The organism is Bradyrhizobium sp. 26S5 (genome assembly GCF_036923295.1).
Classification (GTDB): domain Bacteria; phylum Pseudomonadota; class Alphaproteobacteria; order Rhizobiales; family Xanthobacteraceae; genus Bradyrhizobium; species Bradyrhizobium septentrionale.
This window is the reverse complement of sequence record NZ_CP145948.1, coordinates 8,917,976-8,936,159: the sequence shown is the minus strand read 5'-3', so window position 1 is coordinate 8,936,159 and position 18,184 is coordinate 8,917,976. Positions and strand designations below refer to the sequence as shown.

Annotated in this window: 16 protein-coding genes; 3 read left to right on the top strand and 13 right to left on the bottom strand. The window is 61.1% G+C overall.

All coding sequences use genetic code 11. The features are described from left to right. Positions 1-13 precede the first annotated feature (13 nt). The 6 genes from V5279_RS42265 to V5279_RS42240 all read right to left on the bottom strand — a co-directional run bounded on the left by V5279_RS42265 (position 14) and on the right by V5279_RS42240 (position 5,138). Positions 14-718 (bottom strand): SprT family zinc-dependent metalloprotease, encoded by a 705-nt coding sequence (locus tag V5279_RS42265; RefSeq protein WP_338692825.1) that lies wholly within the window; start codon positions 716-718, stop codon positions 14-16. 137 nt (positions 719-855) lie between these two features. Further along, positions 856-1,191, bottom strand: a complete 336-nt coding sequence (locus tag V5279_RS42260; protein WP_338692823.1) for a hypothetical protein — start codon at positions 1,189-1,191, stop codon at positions 856-858. Next, positions 1,188-1,637 (bottom strand): hypothetical protein, encoded by a 450-nt coding sequence (locus V5279_RS42255; RefSeq protein ID WP_338692821.1) that lies wholly within the window; start codon positions 1,635-1,637, stop codon positions 1,188-1,190. Before V5279_RS42255 ends, V5279_RS42260 begins: the two co-directional genes overlap by 4 nt. A 1-nt stretch (position 1,638) precedes the next feature. Beyond that, on the bottom strand, positions 1,639-2,070 hold the full coding sequence (locus V5279_RS42250) for a hypothetical protein (RefSeq protein ID WP_338692819.1): 432 nt from the start codon (positions 2,068-2,070) through the stop codon (positions 1,639-1,641). Between the two features lie 430 nt (positions 2,071-2,500). Continuing rightward, entirely contained in the window at positions 2,501-3,487 is a 987-nt protein-coding gene (locus tag V5279_RS42245; protein WP_338692817.1) for a hypothetical protein, read from the bottom strand. A 388-nt stretch (positions 3,488-3,875) separates the two neighbouring features. After that, positions 3,876-5,138 carry a tyrosine-type recombinase/integrase gene (locus V5279_RS42240; protein WP_338692815.1) on the bottom strand — a complete coding sequence of 421 codons (1,263 nt, stop codon included), beginning with the start codon at positions 5,136-5,138 and terminating at the stop codon, positions 3,876-3,878. Between the two features lie 307 nt (positions 5,139-5,445). On the opposite strand from V5279_RS42240, the gene V5279_RS42235 reads away from it, so the two are divergent. Both V5279_RS42235 and V5279_RS42230 read left to right on the top strand, forming a co-directional pair. Further along, the gene (locus tag V5279_RS42235) at positions 5,446-5,883 is read left to right on the top strand and encodes a hypothetical protein (RefSeq protein ID WP_338692813.1); all 438 of its coding nucleotides are present in this window, start codon (positions 5,446-5,448) and stop codon (positions 5,881-5,883) included. A 601-nt stretch (positions 5,884-6,484) separates the two neighbouring features. Continuing rightward, positions 6,485-7,795: a glycoside hydrolase family 16 protein gene (locus tag V5279_RS42230; protein ID WP_338692811.1), complete on the top strand. Its 1,311-nt coding sequence runs from the start codon at positions 6,485-6,487 to the stop codon at positions 7,793-7,795. 1,804 nt (positions 7,796-9,599) lie between these two features. Here the strand turns inward: V5279_RS42230 and V5279_RS42225 are convergent. Beyond that, positions 9,600-9,749: a hypothetical protein gene (locus V5279_RS42225; RefSeq protein ID WP_338692809.1), complete on the bottom strand. Its 150-nt coding sequence runs from the start codon at positions 9,747-9,749 to the stop codon at positions 9,600-9,602. Positions 9,750-10,095: 346 nt separating this feature from the next. On the opposite strand from V5279_RS42225, the gene V5279_RS42220 reads away from it, so the two are divergent. Next, a complete protein-coding gene (locus V5279_RS42220; RefSeq protein WP_338692807.1) occupies positions 10,096-10,476 on the top strand; it encodes a hypothetical protein in 381 nt (126 codons plus the stop codon). Positions 10,477-10,573: 97 nt separating this feature from the next. Here the strand turns inward: V5279_RS42220 and V5279_RS42215 are convergent, their stop codons facing one another. The 6 genes from V5279_RS42215 to V5279_RS42190 all read right to left on the bottom strand — a co-directional run bounded on the left by V5279_RS42215 (position 10,574) and on the right by V5279_RS42190 (position 18,107). Further along, positions 10,574-12,070 carry a sugar ABC transporter ATP-binding protein gene (locus V5279_RS42215; protein WP_338692805.1) on the bottom strand — a complete coding sequence of 499 codons (1,497 nt, stop codon included), beginning with the start codon at positions 12,068-12,070 and terminating at the stop codon, positions 10,574-10,576. After that, positions 12,067-13,164 carry a hypothetical protein gene (locus V5279_RS42210; RefSeq protein ID WP_338692803.1) on the bottom strand — a complete coding sequence of 366 codons (1,098 nt, stop codon included), beginning with the start codon at positions 13,162-13,164 and terminating at the stop codon, positions 12,067-12,069. The genes V5279_RS42215 and V5279_RS42210 overlap by 4 nt, the downstream gene beginning before the upstream one ends. Next, on the bottom strand, positions 13,161-15,284 hold the full coding sequence (locus V5279_RS42205; RefSeq protein ID WP_338692801.1) for an ABC transporter permease: 2,124 nt from the start codon (positions 15,282-15,284) through the stop codon (positions 13,161-13,163). The genes V5279_RS42210 and V5279_RS42205 overlap by 4 nt, the downstream gene beginning before the upstream one ends. 70 nt (positions 15,285-15,354) lie before the next feature. Beyond that, positions 15,355-16,371, bottom strand: coding sequence for a sugar ABC transporter substrate-binding protein (locus tag V5279_RS42200; protein ID WP_338692799.1), 1,017 nt, complete (start codon positions 16,369-16,371; stop codon positions 15,355-15,357). Between the two features lie 36 nt (positions 16,372-16,407). Further along, positions 16,408-17,379, bottom strand: coding sequence for an ABC transporter permease (locus tag V5279_RS42195; protein ID WP_338692797.1), 972 nt, complete (start codon positions 17,377-17,379; stop codon positions 16,408-16,410). Further along, complete coding sequence (locus V5279_RS42190) at positions 17,376-18,107, bottom strand: TetR/AcrR family transcriptional regulator (protein ID WP_338701701.1); 732 nt, start codon at positions 18,105-18,107, stop codon at positions 17,376-17,378. The genes V5279_RS42195 and V5279_RS42190 overlap by 4 nt, the downstream gene beginning before the upstream one ends. Positions 18,108-18,184 lie beyond the last annotated feature (77 nt).

Sequence of the window (18,184 nt, the reverse complement as noted above, 5' to 3'; positions counted from 1 at the left end):
ATGAATTGGTCCATCAGAGCAGATGTACCATTTCGTGCACAACGATATACTCTAGGCACTCCCTAGGCTTGCGAGCGAGGTCGGTATTTAACCGAATAGTCGCGGCCCGGTGATTGCAGCTTCCCCATTTAGTCTTCATGCGTTGGACGAAGTAGCGGTTTACTCGCGTGTTCATGAGCTTTTGCCACTTTGCGATGAGCGGAGGAATTGCCGCGTGCAGCAATTCGCGTTGCCACTCTTCGAGAATAGCCTCGCGCCGTTCTGAACTTGTGTCGCGACGAACGCGAAGCAAGAGTTGTCTGCCACTGATTTCGACTGAGGGCTTTTCGTCCCCTTCGACCACCTTTAGGAGATAGCGCGAGCCCCAAACATAGTGGCTCTCCCGATCGATGTATTCCCGAGGCGTCTCGCGCTCCTGCTCTCGCAGTCTTTTCTGCTGCTTCTTGATCCAGGGTAGCTTTGCGATAGCGAAAACCCGCAGGACTTCGAGTGTCATTCTCTGAGGCGCAGCGACCCGGATGCGGCCCGTCGGTGGGTGCACGCTCAGATGAACGTTTTTTATCTCCTTTCGTATGACATGCTCGTAGCTTCGAGCATCTATGAAGCCGCGAAATATTACGAGCTGTTTCAGAAAACCGTATTCAAGGGAACGTGCGCGTTGGTTACGTCGTACAGTCCTCAAGCCGATGAACACGGCGCCTGGGATAAGCGCTTTCATGGTTCTATGAAGCTTACCGCTTTGCGTTACCTACGGAATCCTTGAAGGCGTCAATCTGGCTATGTTCGTCGTCCTCATGTCGAGGTCGGCGGGGTGCTACTGATTACAGCCGAGCCACGCGCCGGGCTGTTCTGTGTTCAAAATCGCGGCGAAGCTGACATGGCAGAGGGAATCGGCGCCGGTGGACCATGCTTGGCGCAGAATGCGGTGACCTTCGCCGCGAATTCTGGCGTCGCCTCCGGGTGCAGTATCACTGCCTCGATCAGCTCCGCGACATTCACTGGCGGCGCATATCCGCAGCCATCCGGCATCATATAGGGGTCGATCAGTTGCTTTCTAACCTGGTCGGGGCAGACCGCGCAGACGACCGCGCGGACTTCCTGCTCGTCGCGAAAGAAGTGCCGCTTGTGTGTGATCCGATGCAGCATGTTCATGCCCGGAAGGGCGTCGAGGCTGTAGTCAATGTAAGTCACTTGCCCGACATGGTGACGCCGAAGTGGAATTGCTTGAGGAACGTGCTGTATCGCGATCGGATGACGACCGATTCCGGGCCCGAAGTATAGCGCTCCCACATGGCGACATTCTCGTCCGGCGCCATGTTCCAGCAATTCACGAAATAGTTGCGGCGGAAGTGTTCGGCATATTCCGCAAGCTCAGCACGGCTATGCTCGATTGCGGCTCGTTCTTGGGGCGTAGCGGCATCTGCCGCGCGCTGTGCCCAGTAGTCGATCTCGCCCTGCGGCGTTGTCCCTTCAAACTGGTCTTTGTTGAAGAGATCGGCACGCCGCATATACAGGCGGCCTGTTGTCACTAGTGATGCGAACTTATCAAAATCTTGATAACGCCACACGAGCGCGTTGCGGTCTGCCGGCTGCGGGAATGCCGGATGGTCGTAGTGCTCGTTCAATATCTCGACCACATCACGCTCCGCGCTTCATTCGGCAGGATTCGCCGGCCTCGGCTTCCGCGGCTGCAATCTCCGCCGCGATCTTCTTGCGCCGTTCAATCCGCTCTTGTAGAGCGGCGAGATCTTCCTCGCGATCTTCGCGGGCTTCTTCTTCGATGAACGACTTGATCATCCGGACCATCGCGCCGGTGTGCGTCTCGAAGAACAGCCGCGAGATTTCCTGTCGGGAGAGCTCAACGTGCATGAGGTACCGGCCGCCGAGCCGCACATCGATGCCGCTCGAAATGCGCACTTTGGTGCGCCGCTTGTTCTCGGGCTCGAGCACTTTCTTGTAGAGCTTGCCGCGCTGATAGGTCTCGCCAACCTCCTCGGCGGCATCGAGCCCTTCCGACAAAATGACCGTCTCGCCCAGGTCCCGGCCCCAACCTCTCACCGTGATGCGCATAATTGCCTCCATTGCGGGTTAAGTTGCGCAAAATAGCTTACTCTCATCATATGCGCCAGGAAAGATATTTTTGATATTCTTGTGTTGCGATGCAGCAATTCATCTCCTCTTGAAGACCGGAAAATCGTCCTTACATAAAATTTGGATCGAAATGCGTGCAGTGTGTTTGGGGAGTCACGAGTGCACTCAACAAAAAAATCCCCGGGCTACCGGCCTAATGTCGCGATGGCACGCACCGTAAGGGACCCTCGCGCACACGAGAGATAGGAGGCGCTTTTGAGCGTGTTCCTGGTTCTCGAAGCCAGTCAGCCGTGCGGTAGGTCTTACCGCTTCGGTTTCGGATGGAGTTTCCATCCGACTGTTGCTTCGGTAATGGCCGCACTTGCGCGGTTGATCTAATGATTGGGCCTCTCCGAAAGGGGAGGCCTTTTCATTTGGTCGCACCCCTCTTCGTCGGTTTCCTTTTTGCTGCCCGGAGCTTCATGCTGATTTGCTGCTCGGCAGGCGTGAAGTCCAACACCTCGATGATCTTGTAGTGCGTCTCGGGATGCTCCTCGGTCGGCGGCGTGACCTCCATCTTCACTTTGTATCGGTCGTTCATGAACGAGGCGCCGCGCTTCACCGCTTCCTTTGCGATGTTCGTTTGCCTGACGTCGGCATAGATCGGCTTTTTCCGATACAGGAAGCGCCAGTTAGGTGCCTTGGGTTCGAACACCGGTCCATGAGAGTACAAGACGGCCGTGACAATCTTTGGCTCTTCTTCGTCTTTCTCGACGAGATCGACACCGCCAGGATCCTCACATGAAGCGACGATCGCTTTGATGTCTCTCTCTTTGAACGTGACGAGTGGCTTGTCCTCTTTGCGAAACTCAATCGCTTTGGCTTCCGTGTGTTCTATCGGCGCCAGAGTACCCTCGACGGCTTCCAAGACCTCGGGATTTTTCGACAGTCGGAAAACGTCGCTGCCTATCTGGAACGTGTTGTTGTCGCCCTCAACCTTGATTACGACAGCGCCCGGCGAATCCTTTACCTCTTGTGCTGACTCGACTTTTCGCCCGTTGCGCCATTTGAGATAGCCGAATAGACCCGCCGCCGTTGTGCCGGCAGTGACGCCGAGCTTCTGCAGAACATCGGCGGCGTGTTTGACGCCTTCATCGTCGAGGAAGTCTTTGACCGTATCGAGAATGGTTTGCAGCGTTTCAAAATTGATAAGGAAGCACTTGTGCTCAAACCGCGAGTCCACGAGCACCTTCATGGTCGCTCGGTTCTGATTGAGTTCGGTATTCGCAGCGCGGAGGAGTTGCCCAAACGCCAGGAGCGCAGGGCCTAACGCCTCCACATCCATGCTGTGGTTGTTGTCATCGTCGCCGACGTAGGCGACCTGGAACCGCTCCCGGTTCTGCTCGCTCTCAGCCACTAAATTCCCCCACTGGTAGTGAGGGTTACAATCGTACATTGCGCAAAAACCGTCTACCCGCCGACTGACTTCCGCTGTGGGTGTTCGCTATTGGTTCTCATGATCGAGACGATTGGCGAGGCTTGGCAACTCGGGTGGCGGGTGACCGCTCGCTGTAACGCCGGGCGTCGCGACGGGATGAAGTCGATTCGGCCATGCATCTACAGTTACGAACTCGACCTCCGCACGCTCATTTGGACGTGCGGCAGCATCTTTCCACTTCGGCGAAGGCCCGAAATGCCCGAGCTGCGGATCGCGGAGGGTGTTTTTTTGGTCGTTGCTGCCAGGGGAGGGTGGTAATGAGGCTGCCTGCTACGCTGTTCAACGCGAAACTCGCTTCGCATTGCGATTAAGGACGACTTCTTTCAGAGCGGCGAAACAGCGATTGTTCGGCCGCCGCCAATTCGGCAGTGTCGTCACCACGCGGGAAGAGATGTCCATAGATATCGAGCGTCATTGCGATGGTCGAATGACCCAGTCGCTCCTGCACGATTTTCGGTGGCAATTCGTGACCACCATCGACCTTGCGATTGATGCACCATGACGCGAAGAAATGCCGCAGGGCATGCATCCCCGTATATTTGGGTTCAAAGATCGCCTTGCCGCTCTCGTCGCGCTTTATTTTCTTGTGTTCATCGAGGGCGGGTACGACGAGTTTGGCCGCGATCATGGTCGGAATCAGGCCGCGCTTGATGATGTTGCCTGTCAATTCGACGTTGCCGGCACCATTCGGAAAGACGAGGCTTAGCTTGCCCGGATCCTTCTTGTGATCTCGCTTTCTCGGGCAAATCAGTTTCCATTCGCGCAACACTTGAGCAGTGTCAGGAGGCAGGGGGATCGTGCGATAGCCTGATGCCGATTTTGGTGGACCGATGATACCGTGCCGATCAGCACGCTGTCGAACATGCAGTTCGGGTTTCTCAGTGTCTAGATCGACATCCTCCCATCGCAAGCCGCGTAGTTCGGAGGCGCGCAGTCCAGTGACGACGGCTGTCATCAGCAAAGGCAGGTATCGACCTTTCGCTGTCGCAAGCAGTGCCCGAATCTCGTCACGCGTCGGAATATCCACGCCGATCTTTAGCTTTGGCTTGTGACGCTGCTGGCTCGCGCTGCCTTTCCGTCGTGATCGCTTCAATTCACGGACGGGGTTGTGCGCGGCTTGGCCGCGTTGCTGAGCGACCGAAATCAATGATCCCAACGATCCCATGACTCCGCGGACCATTGCGGGGGACCTCCCTTCATCTCGTAGCTTGGTCCTGAAGGAACTGACGAACGGTACATTGAGATGCGACAACTTCTCTGACCCGATGAACGGCACGATGTGCAGCCGAAGGTGCTGATCGTATTGTTCAAGGGTCGTTGGTTCCAGGTTTTCCGCCCGACATTCCGCGAGCCACATGTCTCCAGCCTCTTTAACCGTGATGGAGTCACGATCGGCAACGTGAATGCCCTTACCGATCTCGATGCGGATTGTGGCCTCGAACTTCTCCGCATCCTGTTTGCGGTCGAACGTGCGTAGGCGTCTCTTGCGATTCTGATCGGAGTAATCGAGCACCCAAGCCGTGCGTAGGTCGCCTTTCCCAGTTTTCCACGTCCGCTTTCGGATCGACATGGCCCAGTCCTGTAGCAGGTGTGACCACGATGTATTACGTCGCAGTCTCAACTTATGCAACAAATTTGCGACAAAATACCAAATTACACCATAATATCAATAGGGAACAACAGACTACGAATCTGAGGGTCGGACGTTCGAGTCGTTCCGGGCGCGCCATTCACGCAAGTTCCCATTGAAAATCAAGAACTAACGCAGATACAAGCGTTTAGCTGCCGCGTGGTGGTCACAAGCGGTGGTGCTAAATCGTGCGCATGTTGATGGGCGTTATCAAGGATCGGCACGGGACGTACTGTGCCCGAAGACGGTGCCAGAGAAGCCCAAGGGACTGCAGGCTGCGGTTGCGCGCGAGCTGAACAACGGCAAGGCCGCGCAGAAACACCTGAAGCGTTCGCTGGGCACCAAGGACCTCCGAGAGGTCAACATACGCGCCAAGCCCGTGTTGGCAGAATTTGACCGCGTCATCGCCAAGGCAAAGGCGCGCCTCGCAGCCGCCATCATGCCGACGATCAAGCGCACCAGCCTGAATGACACCGAGATCAAGCGCATGGCCGAGTACGTGTACGCCAAGGCGCTGGCTTGGGACGAGCGTGTTCGCTTTGGCGGTCGAGATGAGATGGAGCGTCTTGAGGCTGAACACCTGCGTCTCGAAGGTACGCCTTTCGTTCCTTGGGCGGTCCCGTACGAGCAGTGGCCGCAGCGTGGCGTGCCTCGGTCAGTGTTCGAAGATATCATCGCTGGCTGATCTATCGTTGCCGCGTCGCTCTTCGACGGCGTCGGCCGACGCCAAAAGTCGCCCGGCTGACGACGTCTCCCGGCACTCGTTTCGTCCGCGTTCTTAGCGAGAAGCGCCTGCGCCCAGTTATGTGCCTTGATCGCAATTACAACGAAACGATCGACGTAATTCGCGACCTTCAACTCCGTGCTTCTCAACGGGCAGCTGGCCGCTTGCTTCGGCCCACGGGTAGAAGAAACGGAAGGATCGGTTGGGTCAAAAACGCCACGGACTTCAGCACTATCAACTCCATATCAGCCGGGGCGGCCTTCATGCTCGCCGCCGGCTATGATCGATTGAGCCGGGTCAGTCGCCTACGCACCTCGTCTAATTGTCGCCATGCTACCTTATTTTTTTCGCCATACTCCCTCACTAGCCAAGCTAGTCTAGCAGTGGGGGGCGTACCTTCAAATCTCCACTGCGTTGAAATCTGCCCGCATCACCCGCTGCGGGCACGGGGGTCCGTCGCGCAATTCGCGACGCTGGAATGGTCGCGCAATTCGCGGCAGTGGAATGGTCGCGCGGTTCGCGACGGTGGAATTCTCGGTTCAATCCTCGGAAGGAACATGGAATGGCCCTTGCCGCACCAGCAGGCTTTACGTCAAGCAATCTCGTCTATCAGGACAGCTTTTCCAGTTCGCTAGACAGCGACTGGCACACCTACATCACGAGTCGCGCCGCCAACGGTTGGGCGTGGAACAGCTATGGATCGGGTGGAAGCGGGCCGGGCGGCGCGTACGATGCCGATTACGACATGCCGAGCCAGGTGACCGTGAGCAACGGTCTGCTGAATCTCACGGCGGCCAAGCAGACCGTCACCGGCATGAATCAGGGCTCGGTGCAGTCATTTCCGATTACGTCGGGCGCCGTCAGCAGCTACGGCAACTTCGAGTTTAACGGCGGTTACCTTCAGATCAGCATGAAGGCGCCGAGCGGCAATGGTGCATGGCCAGGGCTTTGGCTGATGCCCGGCGCAGGCTCGAACAGCGGCGACAATTTCGAGATCGATATCCAGGAGGGGGGATATACCGGCTCGGGACCGGCAAACCAGGCCTTCTCCTGGCATCTTCACTCGCCGTCAGGGACGGTCGGCGGTGTTGTCGACACCGGCGTCGATCTCACGGCCGGCTTCCATACCTACGGCATCAATTGGGTGCCCGGCCAATCGATCACCTGGTACCTCGACGGAAGACAGATCGCGACGGTGACCAGCGCGCAGGCGCAGATTCCGAACCAGCCGATGCAGCTGATCATGAGCAATCAGGTCGCGAATTCAAACGCGGCCGGCTGGCATACTGCACTTGATGGCTCTACCCCCTCGACGATGCAGATGCAGATCGACGAGATCCAGCTCTATCGATTGCCCGGCGGCGCCGGCTCCGTTACTGGAGCGAGGGTCGACACCTCCTCGCCGGTCACGCCACCGTCCCAGCCGACCACGACCAGCACTTCGGACACGACCGCTACCTCAACTACCACTCCGACCACTGTTGTCACGCCGACTGCAACCTCGGACACGACTTCGCCGAGTACCGCGGCAGTCGACCCGGGAACGGCTACTACAACGACCGTCCCCAGCTTCCTAAGCGCCATGGGACTGGCTTCACCGTCCGGCTGGTCGGCGAGCACGACCGGCGCAAGCACTGGAAGCTGGGCAAACCAAGATTTTGCGCAACCGAGCTCGTTGGCAGACCCCGCACGGCAGACGGCCTCTTGGTCTGGAGATCAGGGCACGGCGGCGTCTCAGGCAAGCAACAGCTCTGCGTTGCTGAACCAGTATCTGACCAGTAGCTCCGGTCGGGTCGATGGGGGTTCGATCGCTGTAGCGATGGGCGCCGCCGCCTGGACACAGGACTCGTTCCTGACCAAACCTCAGAGCTAGTGCGTTAGCGGGCCTCACGCGGGGGGCTGGCCCTTCAAGGGGCAATCCGTTGTGTGGTGAGCCTTGGCGTGTGTCGTCCGGCAACGTCGTCGCCAAGGCTTTCACGCCCGTGAATGGGGTGCGCTTCAGCTCATCAACTACAACTCGAGGGCAGTTTGCCAGTCGGAGCTTCGTGCCCTTCGGCAAGTGCTCAAGAGCAGGTGTTGAGTATTAGTGGCGATCTCGTCGCGCTTGATCGAGGCGTGCGCGGCATGGAACGTAATATGTCGGCCGGAACTGGCGGGCGACTTCGGGCGGGATCTCGATCGGTTTTCGGGTAATCGGCATCCCCGGAAGATAGGTATCGGGGGCCCGTTTGGCGAACTCAACGAAAGCGGCCCCAACCTGGGGCCGCCAACCCGAGCGATACGGGTTTTCTTCCAGCAGTCGGGGGGGCGCCCTTGGCTGGAAGCTTCATATAGACGTTCGGTCGGTCCGATCGTTCCTTACCTACAGCGAATTCGGGAAAAAATGGCAATTCCTGACAGCCATGTTAGATTTGGAATCTCGGGTGTCACGCCCCGATTTTCATTGATGCATAGGAAAAACTTGGCCCCAGTGCTCCGACGCTCTGGGGTTCTTTCTGTTGCACGCATCTTCTGGAGTAGCCCGCCAGCGTAGTACCGATTGCCACTTTTTCCCGATACTGTGAATGGCGCTCCTCCGGAAAGGGGCGCCCCACGAAGCGGCCCCGGTGTGCTCCCCAAGCCCGACCGGGGCCGTTTCGCTTCAACGCCGCCAAGGAATTAAAGCATAGGCCTATGCGCATCGGCTGGGTTGTCGCGGCGCCTATGCACGGTACGATTCATATGCGGTCCATTCGCGTGGTTGCCGCTAGGGCGCAACACCGCGCGCCTGATCCTTCAAGTCCAAACTAGGCCCCGGCTTGTGTCCCCTCGCTGGGGCCGGTTCTTTTTGGAGTGGCCTAGCCAGAGACGCCTTTGCTGAAATTTATCACCTCGCCCCAGTCTAGCCGCGTATCGACCCAACCGACCTTGCCGCAAGCGGTGCACTTCAGGTGCGCCCAGATGTCGTACGAATCTCAGTCGGGGGATTAGGGCTCAACGCTGCCCGCTTAAAATGCACGCGGGCAGCGTTGGCTCTAGCCCCAGGATGTAAAGTGCAAAATCCTGACGAGTAGAATACCGCGCAGGCGCGCAATCGTTTCGTACCTCGGAGGGGGCAGCTCGCTGATCGTTGTTCGTAGGAACGAATGGATACGGCAAGAGTCGGCGTTCCAGCTCCCAGTCGCTCCTCAGCCCCTGGGAGTAGCGATCCCTGGCGCTGTGACTAACGTCCGGCGCTGGGGGCGCTGGTTTTAAGCTATCGCTACGTGCGCCTGGCCTGAGGCAGCGATCTCGATCACGATCTCCAGTTTTCTCAAAATGGCACGGCGCCCCCCATGTCATGCCAGTTCGGAACGATGTGCACAGCGCCAGCAACGCCACCGGTGGTGCAGACCAAACGCCAGCCGACGCGCGACCAGGACTGATCCTGCGGCAATGCGTCCAGACGGACGTCCACCATCCTGTTGCAGTCGCCATGGCATTTTATGTTGCACGTCACATGTCCGTCCGCGAGCCATTCCCCGGGGCTACCGGGCGGGAAGGAGCGGCCGGACCATTTTGTGTAGCGGCGTGACGGCATAAGCGGATGATCGCGCCGATCGCACGCGTAGAGAAGCCGCTAGGATTTGGCGATCGAACGGCCCGTTGCGCTATTGGTTGGTCAATTGTTCTTCCCGGAAAAGGCTGGCAGCTCGCCGCTACATGCTGGCGGCGATATCAATCCCATAGCGCGCGAGAGCGAGAGACAAAACCAAGCCGATAACGCTGAACAGCGTAACCGTGGCGAGGGTGGACACCGGGCGCGAGGCGTCGAAATCATCCGTCGCAGGCTTCGAAAGGCTGAACATGAAACCCTCCTCAAAAGTAGAGGAGTGTAAGCGTCAAACCTGACGGGGGGCTGACGGGTCGTCCGGCAACCTCGTCGCCAAGGTTCTCACGCTCTCACGCCCCCCGTGCTGGCGTCATGGTTTTCTAATGAGCGCCTGTAGCAGTCCGCCGACTTCTGGAGCTGCATCATCTTTAACTATTCCGTCTGAGCCGGGCCTAAACAGTGCCGTCAGGATTACTTGCCGGTCCTTCTCTTCGACGGATTTGCTTTTTGCGAGAGCCAGGCCGCAGAACCTGTTCGCCATGTCCGGCGACAAACATCTCAAGCCAACGGGCGGCGGCCTTCAGTGCGTCCGGGAGGATGAAATGATGTCGGACAAGTCCATACTCGCCTGCATCGTCTGCAGCGCCGTGATGCTCGGTGCTCTGGGCGCGTCCGTGCATGCGCAGACGCCGTCGGGCTGCAAGGAGCCGCAGACCGGCACCAGTCGGGTCCCGATATTCTCGCCGCCGCTCGCCAATGTGGTGACGGGCACGGGGCGGCTGCAATTCTATTCGGCGCCGAATCTGCACTGTCCGGTCAGCGGTGTCTTCGTCATTCCGAATGACGAGCTCGTCGCCTATGCGCAAACCAGTGATGGCTGGTCGTCGGTGATGTACATCAATCCGCGGACGGGCAACGACGTCTCGGGTTGGGTGCGGTCGGCGAGGCTGAAGACAACCGGAACCGTTGGTCCAAAGCAGTAGGCGGTCAGGATCGCGGCTGATGCGGCGGGCTCGCTCAATGCGATCGTGCTCCGGCGATGGCATCGCGAGCTGGCCGTGACGCTTGCGCGTCGCGGCATCAGTGGATCGCCGCGTACATGATCCTCTCCTCGGTGGCTTCGAGCGCGGAGAATTCCTCGACCACCTTGCCCTGGCGTGACACCAGGATGCGGTCCGAGAGCGCCATGATCTCGGGCAGATAGGACGAGATCACCACCACCGCCTTGCCCTCGTCGGCGAGCTGGTTGATCAACTCGTGGATCTCGACGATGGCGCCGACGTCGACGCCGCGCGTCGGCTCGTCGAAGATGATCAGCTCAGGCTCCTGCACCAGCGACTTGGCGATCACCACCTTCTGCTGGTTGCCGCCTGAGAGCTCGACCACCTTGGCCTCGTCGCCGATGGCGCGGACCTTCAGCCGCTGGGTCCAGGTCTTGCCGACCGAGTTGGTCTCGCGCCCCGACAGCAGCATCCGCCCGCCGGGGAACTTGGAGAGCAGGCCGAGATAGATGTTGCGGGCGATCGAGGCGGTCTCGAAGAAGCCCTCCACCTTGCGGTCCTCGGTCACGTAGGCAATGCCGGCTTTGACCGCCGGCGCCGGGACCCGGTAGCGCACCGGCTTGTCATGCAGCAGGATCTCGCCGCCGTGGAAGAAGTCGCGCTTCAGCACGCCGGAGACGATCTTGAAGGTCTCGGTGCGGCCCGCGCCGACCAGGCCGAACACGCCGGTGATCTGCCCGGCAAACACCGAGAGCGAATTGTTCTTCACCATCGGCGCCATCTTGAGGTTCTGCACGGTGAGCACGCGGGCGCCTGCCGGCCGGACGCTGGTCTTCCGCGCGCCGTACAGCGTGTTGGACAAGTCGCGTCCGACCATCGCCTGCACGATCGCCGCGCGGTCGAATTTCGCCGCGTCGTCGGTGATCACGTGCTTGCCGTCGCGCAACACGGTGATGCGGTCGGCGAGCAGCAGAGCCTCTTCCAGGGCGTGCGAGATGAAGATGATCGAAACGCCGCGCTTCTTGAGGTCGCGGACCAGGTCGAAGAAGTACTTCTTCTCTTCCGGCGTCAGCGACGCGGTCGGTTCGTCGAAGATGATGACCTTGGCCTTGTGCAGGACGGCACGGGCGATCTCCACCATCTGCTTCTTGGCTGCGCCGAGCCCGCTCACGGTCGCGGTCGGCGTGACGTCGAAATTGAGCGATTGCAGGAATTGCTGGGCGGCGATGTAGATGCCGCGTAGCCGGTTGTAGAATTTCTCCTGCCCGAGGAAGAGATTTTGCGCCACCGTCATGGTCGGCACCAGGCTGTTCTCCTGGAACACCATGGCGATGCCGAGATTGCGGGCCTCCAGCGGCGTCCGCGGCGCGACCTCCGCGCCATCGACCGTCATGCCGCCCGAGGTCAACGCTACGACGCCGGCCATCACCTTGGTCAGCGTCGACTTGCCGGCGCCGTTCTCGCCGACCAGCGCGTGGATCTCGCCACGGCGCAGGTCGAAGTCGACGCCCTCGATGGCGGGCACGCCGGCATAAAGCTTGGTGGCCTTGCGCAGGGACAGCACGGTGTCGATCATGAGCCGACCTCCTCGGCGAGCCCGGCGAGGGGCAGTTTCAGCACGCGGCCCGGTCCCTTGGCGATCAGCACAAGGTCGTCGCCCACCTCAATCGCCGCGACGACGCCGTGATTGATGCCGTCGACCCGGCTGTGCAGCGAATACATTGGCTTGCCGTCTTCGCTCAGCCGGATCACGAGACCGTAGGAGCGTGGCGGCGCCCATGGCTTGATGACGCCCATCGTCTTGATGTGTGCTCCCTGCATCGGCTCCTTGAACGAGAAGCCCGAGCGCAGCCGCGGCGCCACCCAATAGGCCGGATCGATCTCGGCCATCATGCGGCGGCGGTAGCCCGGCTCGCGCAGCACGAATTCGATCAGCTGGGTGCGTGCGGTGAATGCGGTGAGCCAATAGCCGCCGCCCGCGGCCTTCGACAGCCGCGACGGATAGACGGGCAGGTGACCGAGCACGATCTGCGGCGGCCTGCCGTCCGCGACCAGGACGAGACGATGCCGCCAGCTCTCGCTGACCAGCACGCCATCGCCGCGCGCGCAAGCGCCGAAGGCGTAGCCGAGCTTCGACGCCAGCGGCTTCACCGACTTGGTCCTGGGATCAAGCCGGAACACGCGGCCGCTCCGGTTGAGCTCCATCAGGTCGCGCGCCCAATCGTCGACGCCGCAGGTCGCCGAGCCGTCGGTTGCAATCAAGGCGCCGTCACCCGCCGGCGTCAGCGCATTGATCGCATTAAAGGCGGCGTCGCTGAACGTCACGCTCGGCTCGCCAGACGAGGGGTTGGCATAGAGTCGCACCTCGCGGCCGCCAAGCGCGACCGCGATGCCGCCGTCGGCGAGCGTGCAGAGCGCCGAGATCGGCCGATCGAAGCTGCGCAGCTCGGTCGCGGCACTGCCGTCGAGGCGCAGCAGGCGCCGGCCGTCGGCGACATAGAGATTGCGGCCGTCGGTTGCGAGGTCTTCGGGCGCCTCGCATTCCAGCACGGTGGTCGCGGCCTCCAGTTTCTGGTTCGGCTTCAGCGCACCGTCGAACGACGGCACGGTGATGGTGGCCTCGCCACGGCCGAGAAAGCGGTTGGCGAATTCCCTGACAGCCGCGATCACGACAGCTTCCCCCAGCGCTTGTCATACTGCACGTAGTTCGGGTCCGCGTTGTCGAGTTTGTAACGGCCGATCCGGTTGTTCATGATGCCGCCGAGATAGAGATAGCCGCGATGCTCGCGCATCGAGGTGATCATCGGATGGTTCTCGCCGCGCAGGTCCCAGAGCGATTCGAGAATCTTGCCCTGCTCGTTGAACTTGACGACGCAGCCGGTGTTGATGTTCGGGAACAGCCATTCGTCGACCGGGACGCGCTTGGCCATGCGGCGGCGGAAGCCGGGCATCTTCCAGGCGAGGTCGAGCGAGGGGCTGCGCATGCCGACCAGCGCCAGCCAGTAATTGCCGTCGGAGGCGAGATTGATGTTGTCGGGATAGCCCGGCAGATTGTCCATCACCACCTCGACCTGGCCCTTCTTCGGCCCGGCGAACCACAGCCGCTTGATCGAGCAGCCGAAGGTTTCGGCGAACAGGATCGACTGGCCGTCGCTGGCGACGCAGATGCCGTTGGGGAATTTGAGGCCGCGCAGCGCGGTGTGCGTGGCGCCGGTTTTGGTGTCGTAGCAGATGATGCGGCCGTTGCCGCGCGCCTCGAGGCCATCGATCGGCCATTCGTCCATCTCGTAGCGCACGGTGGCTTCCGAGAAAAAGATCAGGCCGTCGTCGGTGATGTCGAGGTCGTCGGCCAGCCTGAGGCGGCTGTCGTCGTTCACCGAATGCATGCTGCGGTTGGTCTCATCGGTGGCCTTCTCGACCGTACCGTCCGGCTTGATACGGTAGAGGCCCATGCCGCCGATGCAGACATAGAGATTGTCCTGCCGGTCGAAGGCCATGCCGAGCGGCTGACCGCCGATATGGGCGAACACCTCCATCCGCTGATAGTCGGGCGCGTAGAAGCGCATGATGTCGCCATGGCGCGAGCCGGCATAGAGATTGTTGTTGCGATCGAGGATCACGTCCTCCGGCGCCTCTATGCGGCCGAGGCCGATCAGTTCGACGTCGCGCAGCTTGTCGTTCTGCTCGAACGGGCCGCCCTGGCCGATCTCGGTCGCGGGTGGCGGCGGCAAGGCGTGATAGGTCGGCGCGACATAGACCTTGCTGGTGATGCGGGTGCGGTTCTTCTGCCAGCGGATGTCGACCATGGCCGCGATCAGCAGAATTCCCGCCAGCGCCATGCGGTTGATGCCGCCCCGCGCGTTGAGCGTGGTCAGGCCGTTGGTGATCAGGAGCACGATCAGCACGCCGACCAGCGATTTGGCGACCGAGCCCTTGCCGCCGCCGAGCGTGATGCCGCCGAGCACGGTCGCGGTCAGCACGATCACCTCGAGGCCGACACCGATGTCGCCGCCAACGGTGCCGAGCCGTGCCGCGAAGAACAGTGCGGCGATGCTGGTCAGCACGCCGTTTGCGACATAGCAGAGCGCGATGGTGCGGCGAACCGGAATCCCGGAATTGTAGGCCGAGCGGCGCGAGCCGCCGATCGCGGTGATGTGCCAGCCCGGGCGCAGCCGGGTCATGAAGATATGGCCGAAGATCGCGATCACGATGTAGACCAGTGCGACGCTCGGAATCCCGAACACGTCGCCGCCGCCGATGAAATTCCAGGACGGGATGTCGGGGAAGGCCGCGGCGATCGAATTCGAATAGCGCTGGATCAGGAGATCGAACGCCGAACGGTAGATGATCAGGGTGATCAGCGTGGTGATGAAGGCACGTAGCCGCAAGTATCCGATCAGCACGCCATTGACGGCACCGAGCAATGCGCCGCAGAGGAGGGTGGCCACCACCACTGCCGGCACCGGCCAGTTCAGCACGTCGAGCAGATAGAGCGCGCAGAAATCCGTCAGCGCGAAGATCGATCCGACCGACAGATCGATGCCGCCGACGATGACCACCAGCGCCATGCCGAGCCCGATGAAGCCGATTTCGCCGGCCTGCCGCGCGGTATCGGCGAGGCTCGACGGCGACAGGAAATGATCGATGGAGCGGCTGAGCGCGAAGCCGACGATCAAGAGCAGGATCACCGGAATTGCGGTCTCGGTCCAACGCTTCGACAGGATCTCGCCGAGGAGATGATCCGGCCAATAGCGGTAACGCAGGCTCGTCAAGGTGTCGCGCATCGGCATTCCAAAGGCGTTCGATTTGGGAGGTCGACGTCCCGGGCGTGACCCGGGACGTCGAGCGGGAATGGCGAGGCTATTTCTTCAGGTCACTGAGGTTCCAGCACGCGGTCTGGCTGTCCGCGTTCTCCTTGGTGATCGGAATCAGGGTCGTGTATTCCGAGCCCTTGATCGAACCGGCCTTGGCGCCCGACGACAGCAGCCACTTGATCGTGCCGGCCATCTGCGCGGCCTGGGTCGGCACGTCGTAGCTCAGGTTGAGGTCGAAGGCGCCGGACTTCACGAGCTCGCAGGCGCCCTTGCGTTCACCGCCGCCGGAGGTCGCCACGAACACCTTGCCGGTCAGGCCGGCTTCCTTCACCGCGGCTGCGGTGCCGATGTCCATGCCGTCCCAGAAGCCGACGATGCCGCAGAGGTCGGGATTCTGCTTCAGCACCGTCTGGGTGATCGCCTTGGCCTTCGCGGCATCCCAGTCGGCCGCCTGGCTCGACACTACCTTGATCTCAGGATGCTTGGCGAGCGCGTTCTCAACGCCCTTGAGCGTGTAGGCGCTGGCCGCCGCCGAGAGCGCGCCCTGCACGATGGCGATCTTGTTCGACTTGCCCTGGCAGGCCTTCACCACCGCCTCAGTGTCTTTCTCGCCGATCTCGATCCAGTTGGCGCCGACGAAGGCCGAAGAGCGATAGGCCGAGCCCATGTTGATCTGGATGACGTAGATGCCTTCGTTCTCGGCGCGCTGCAGCAGCTTGGCATAGGTCTGCACGTCCGGATTGTGGATCACCATCACGGCCGGCTTTTCCGAGATCAGCGAGGTCACCGCCTGCGCGCCGGCATTGGTGTTCCAGTTCGGATCGCGGATCTCGAACTTGACGCCGAACGGCTCAAGCTCCTTCTTCATGCCGGCGTACCAGCCTTCGGTGAGGTCGAAGTTCATGGCGACCGGAACGTAGGCCACCGTCTTGCCGGCGAGAGCCTCCTTGAACGGCTTCTGGAACGGCTCGTCGAGGCCCTGCTGGGCCAGGGCCGGTGCGGCGATGGCCGCAAGCCCCAGTGCTATGGCGGTCACCTTTGCAGAACTGACAATGCGCTTCATCGCTTCCTCCTTGGTTATGGTTGTTTCTCTGCTTGATCAGATGTCGCCCTGCTGTGCGGTTTCTTCGTTGCGCGGGTTCAGGAATGAATCCGTGATGACCGCGAGCAGCAGGACGACACCCTTGACGAGATTTTGTCCGGCGTAGGAGATGTCCATGATGGTCATGCCGTTCAGCATGGTGCCGATCAGCAACGTTCCGATGATGACGTTGAGCACGCCGCCGCGGCCGCCGGACAGCCCGATGCCGCCGAGCACGACGACCAGGATGACGTCATAGATCAGGGTCGAATTGAAGATGCGGGTCGGCATCGAGTTGACGGAGGCCGCCATCACCAGACCCGCGAAGCAGCCGATCAGCGCCGCGACGACATATTGCAGCACGATGATCGGGCGCGAGGGGATGCCGGTGACGCGGGCCGCATAGGGATTGTCGCCGATCGCGTAGATGTAGGCGCCCCAGCGGGTCCGGCGCAGCAGGAACGCAACCACCGCGCAGGCGATCGCGAACATCACGATCGAGGTCGGAATGCCGACGATGGTACCTTGTCCGAGCCGCTCGAAGCCGGCCATGCCGTCGCTCCACTGCACGACGTCGAGCTGGAACAGCGCGGTCTGGCCGAGGCCGGCGAGCAGCAGGCCGCTCGCCAGTGTCGCGAACAGCGACGGAACTTCGGCGTAGGCAATCAGCCAGCCATTGACCAGACCGAAGCCGATCGTGAGCAGCACGGCCGTCAGCAGCGAGGCCGGCAGCGAGTGGCCGTTCTGCACCATCTGCAGCACGAGCCCCGGAGGTACCGCGAGGGCTGCGATCAGGGAGATGTCGATGCCGCGCCCGATCACGACGATCGCCATCGCAAGCCCGAGGATGCCGAGCACCGCCACGTTCTGCAGCAGCGTCAGCATGTTCTCCGGGGTCAGAAAGCCGCGCAGGAAAATCGAGAACGCCAGGAAGAGGGCAGCAAATACCGCGAAGACGATCTCCTGCTGATTGAACCGCAATCGCTTCATTGCCTCGTCCTTCCTGCGGCTATGGCTGTTCCCGTCTGCCTGGATTTTGCGCGGGAGGTGGTCGCGACGCGGCTCGGCCGCGCTCTGCCGGCGACCGCGGCGTCGATAAACGTGCCGACGGCGTTGATGTAGGCCTCGATCGAGGTGCCGCGTCTGCGGTATTTCCAGCGTTTGACGTACCAGTCCTGCAGCAGCGGCTTGATCAGCGAGGCCGTCAGCATGATCTGATCGATCGCGAAGACCCCGCTGGCAACGCCCTGCCTGAGGACGTCGGCGATGATCTTCTCGGTCATCACCTCCATCTCGATGGCGCGCTGGCGTTCTGCGGCCGGAAACGACTTCGCTTCCATGAAGCAGAACACGAACCAGGGCTGCATCGCCTCGCTCATGCGAATATGGGTCGCGATGATCCAGTGCAGATGCTTGCGCGCATCCTGCTTGACGTTGGCGGGCGGCGAGTTGAGGACCTCCGCCGCCGTCTCGGCGACCTCGCCGAGGATCATCGACAGCAGCGTCGGTTTGCTGTCGAAATAGGTGTAGAGGCCGCCCATGCTGAGGCCGGAGGCCTCTGCGAGCTGGCGCAGGGTGGTGGCGTGAAAGCCGTGCTTGTTGGAAAGCGTGAGCGTCGCGCCGATGATGCGCGTGAGGTTCGGAAGGGCGAGATGCGTTTTCTGGACCCGGATGGAATCGCGATGACGTTCGAGGATGCGTGCGCAAAGCACCTCCATCGCGAACGCATTCGTCCCCGGCCGCTGACGCGCGAGACCCAAATTGCCTCCCTGGCTATGTTCCCGGACCATTTCAT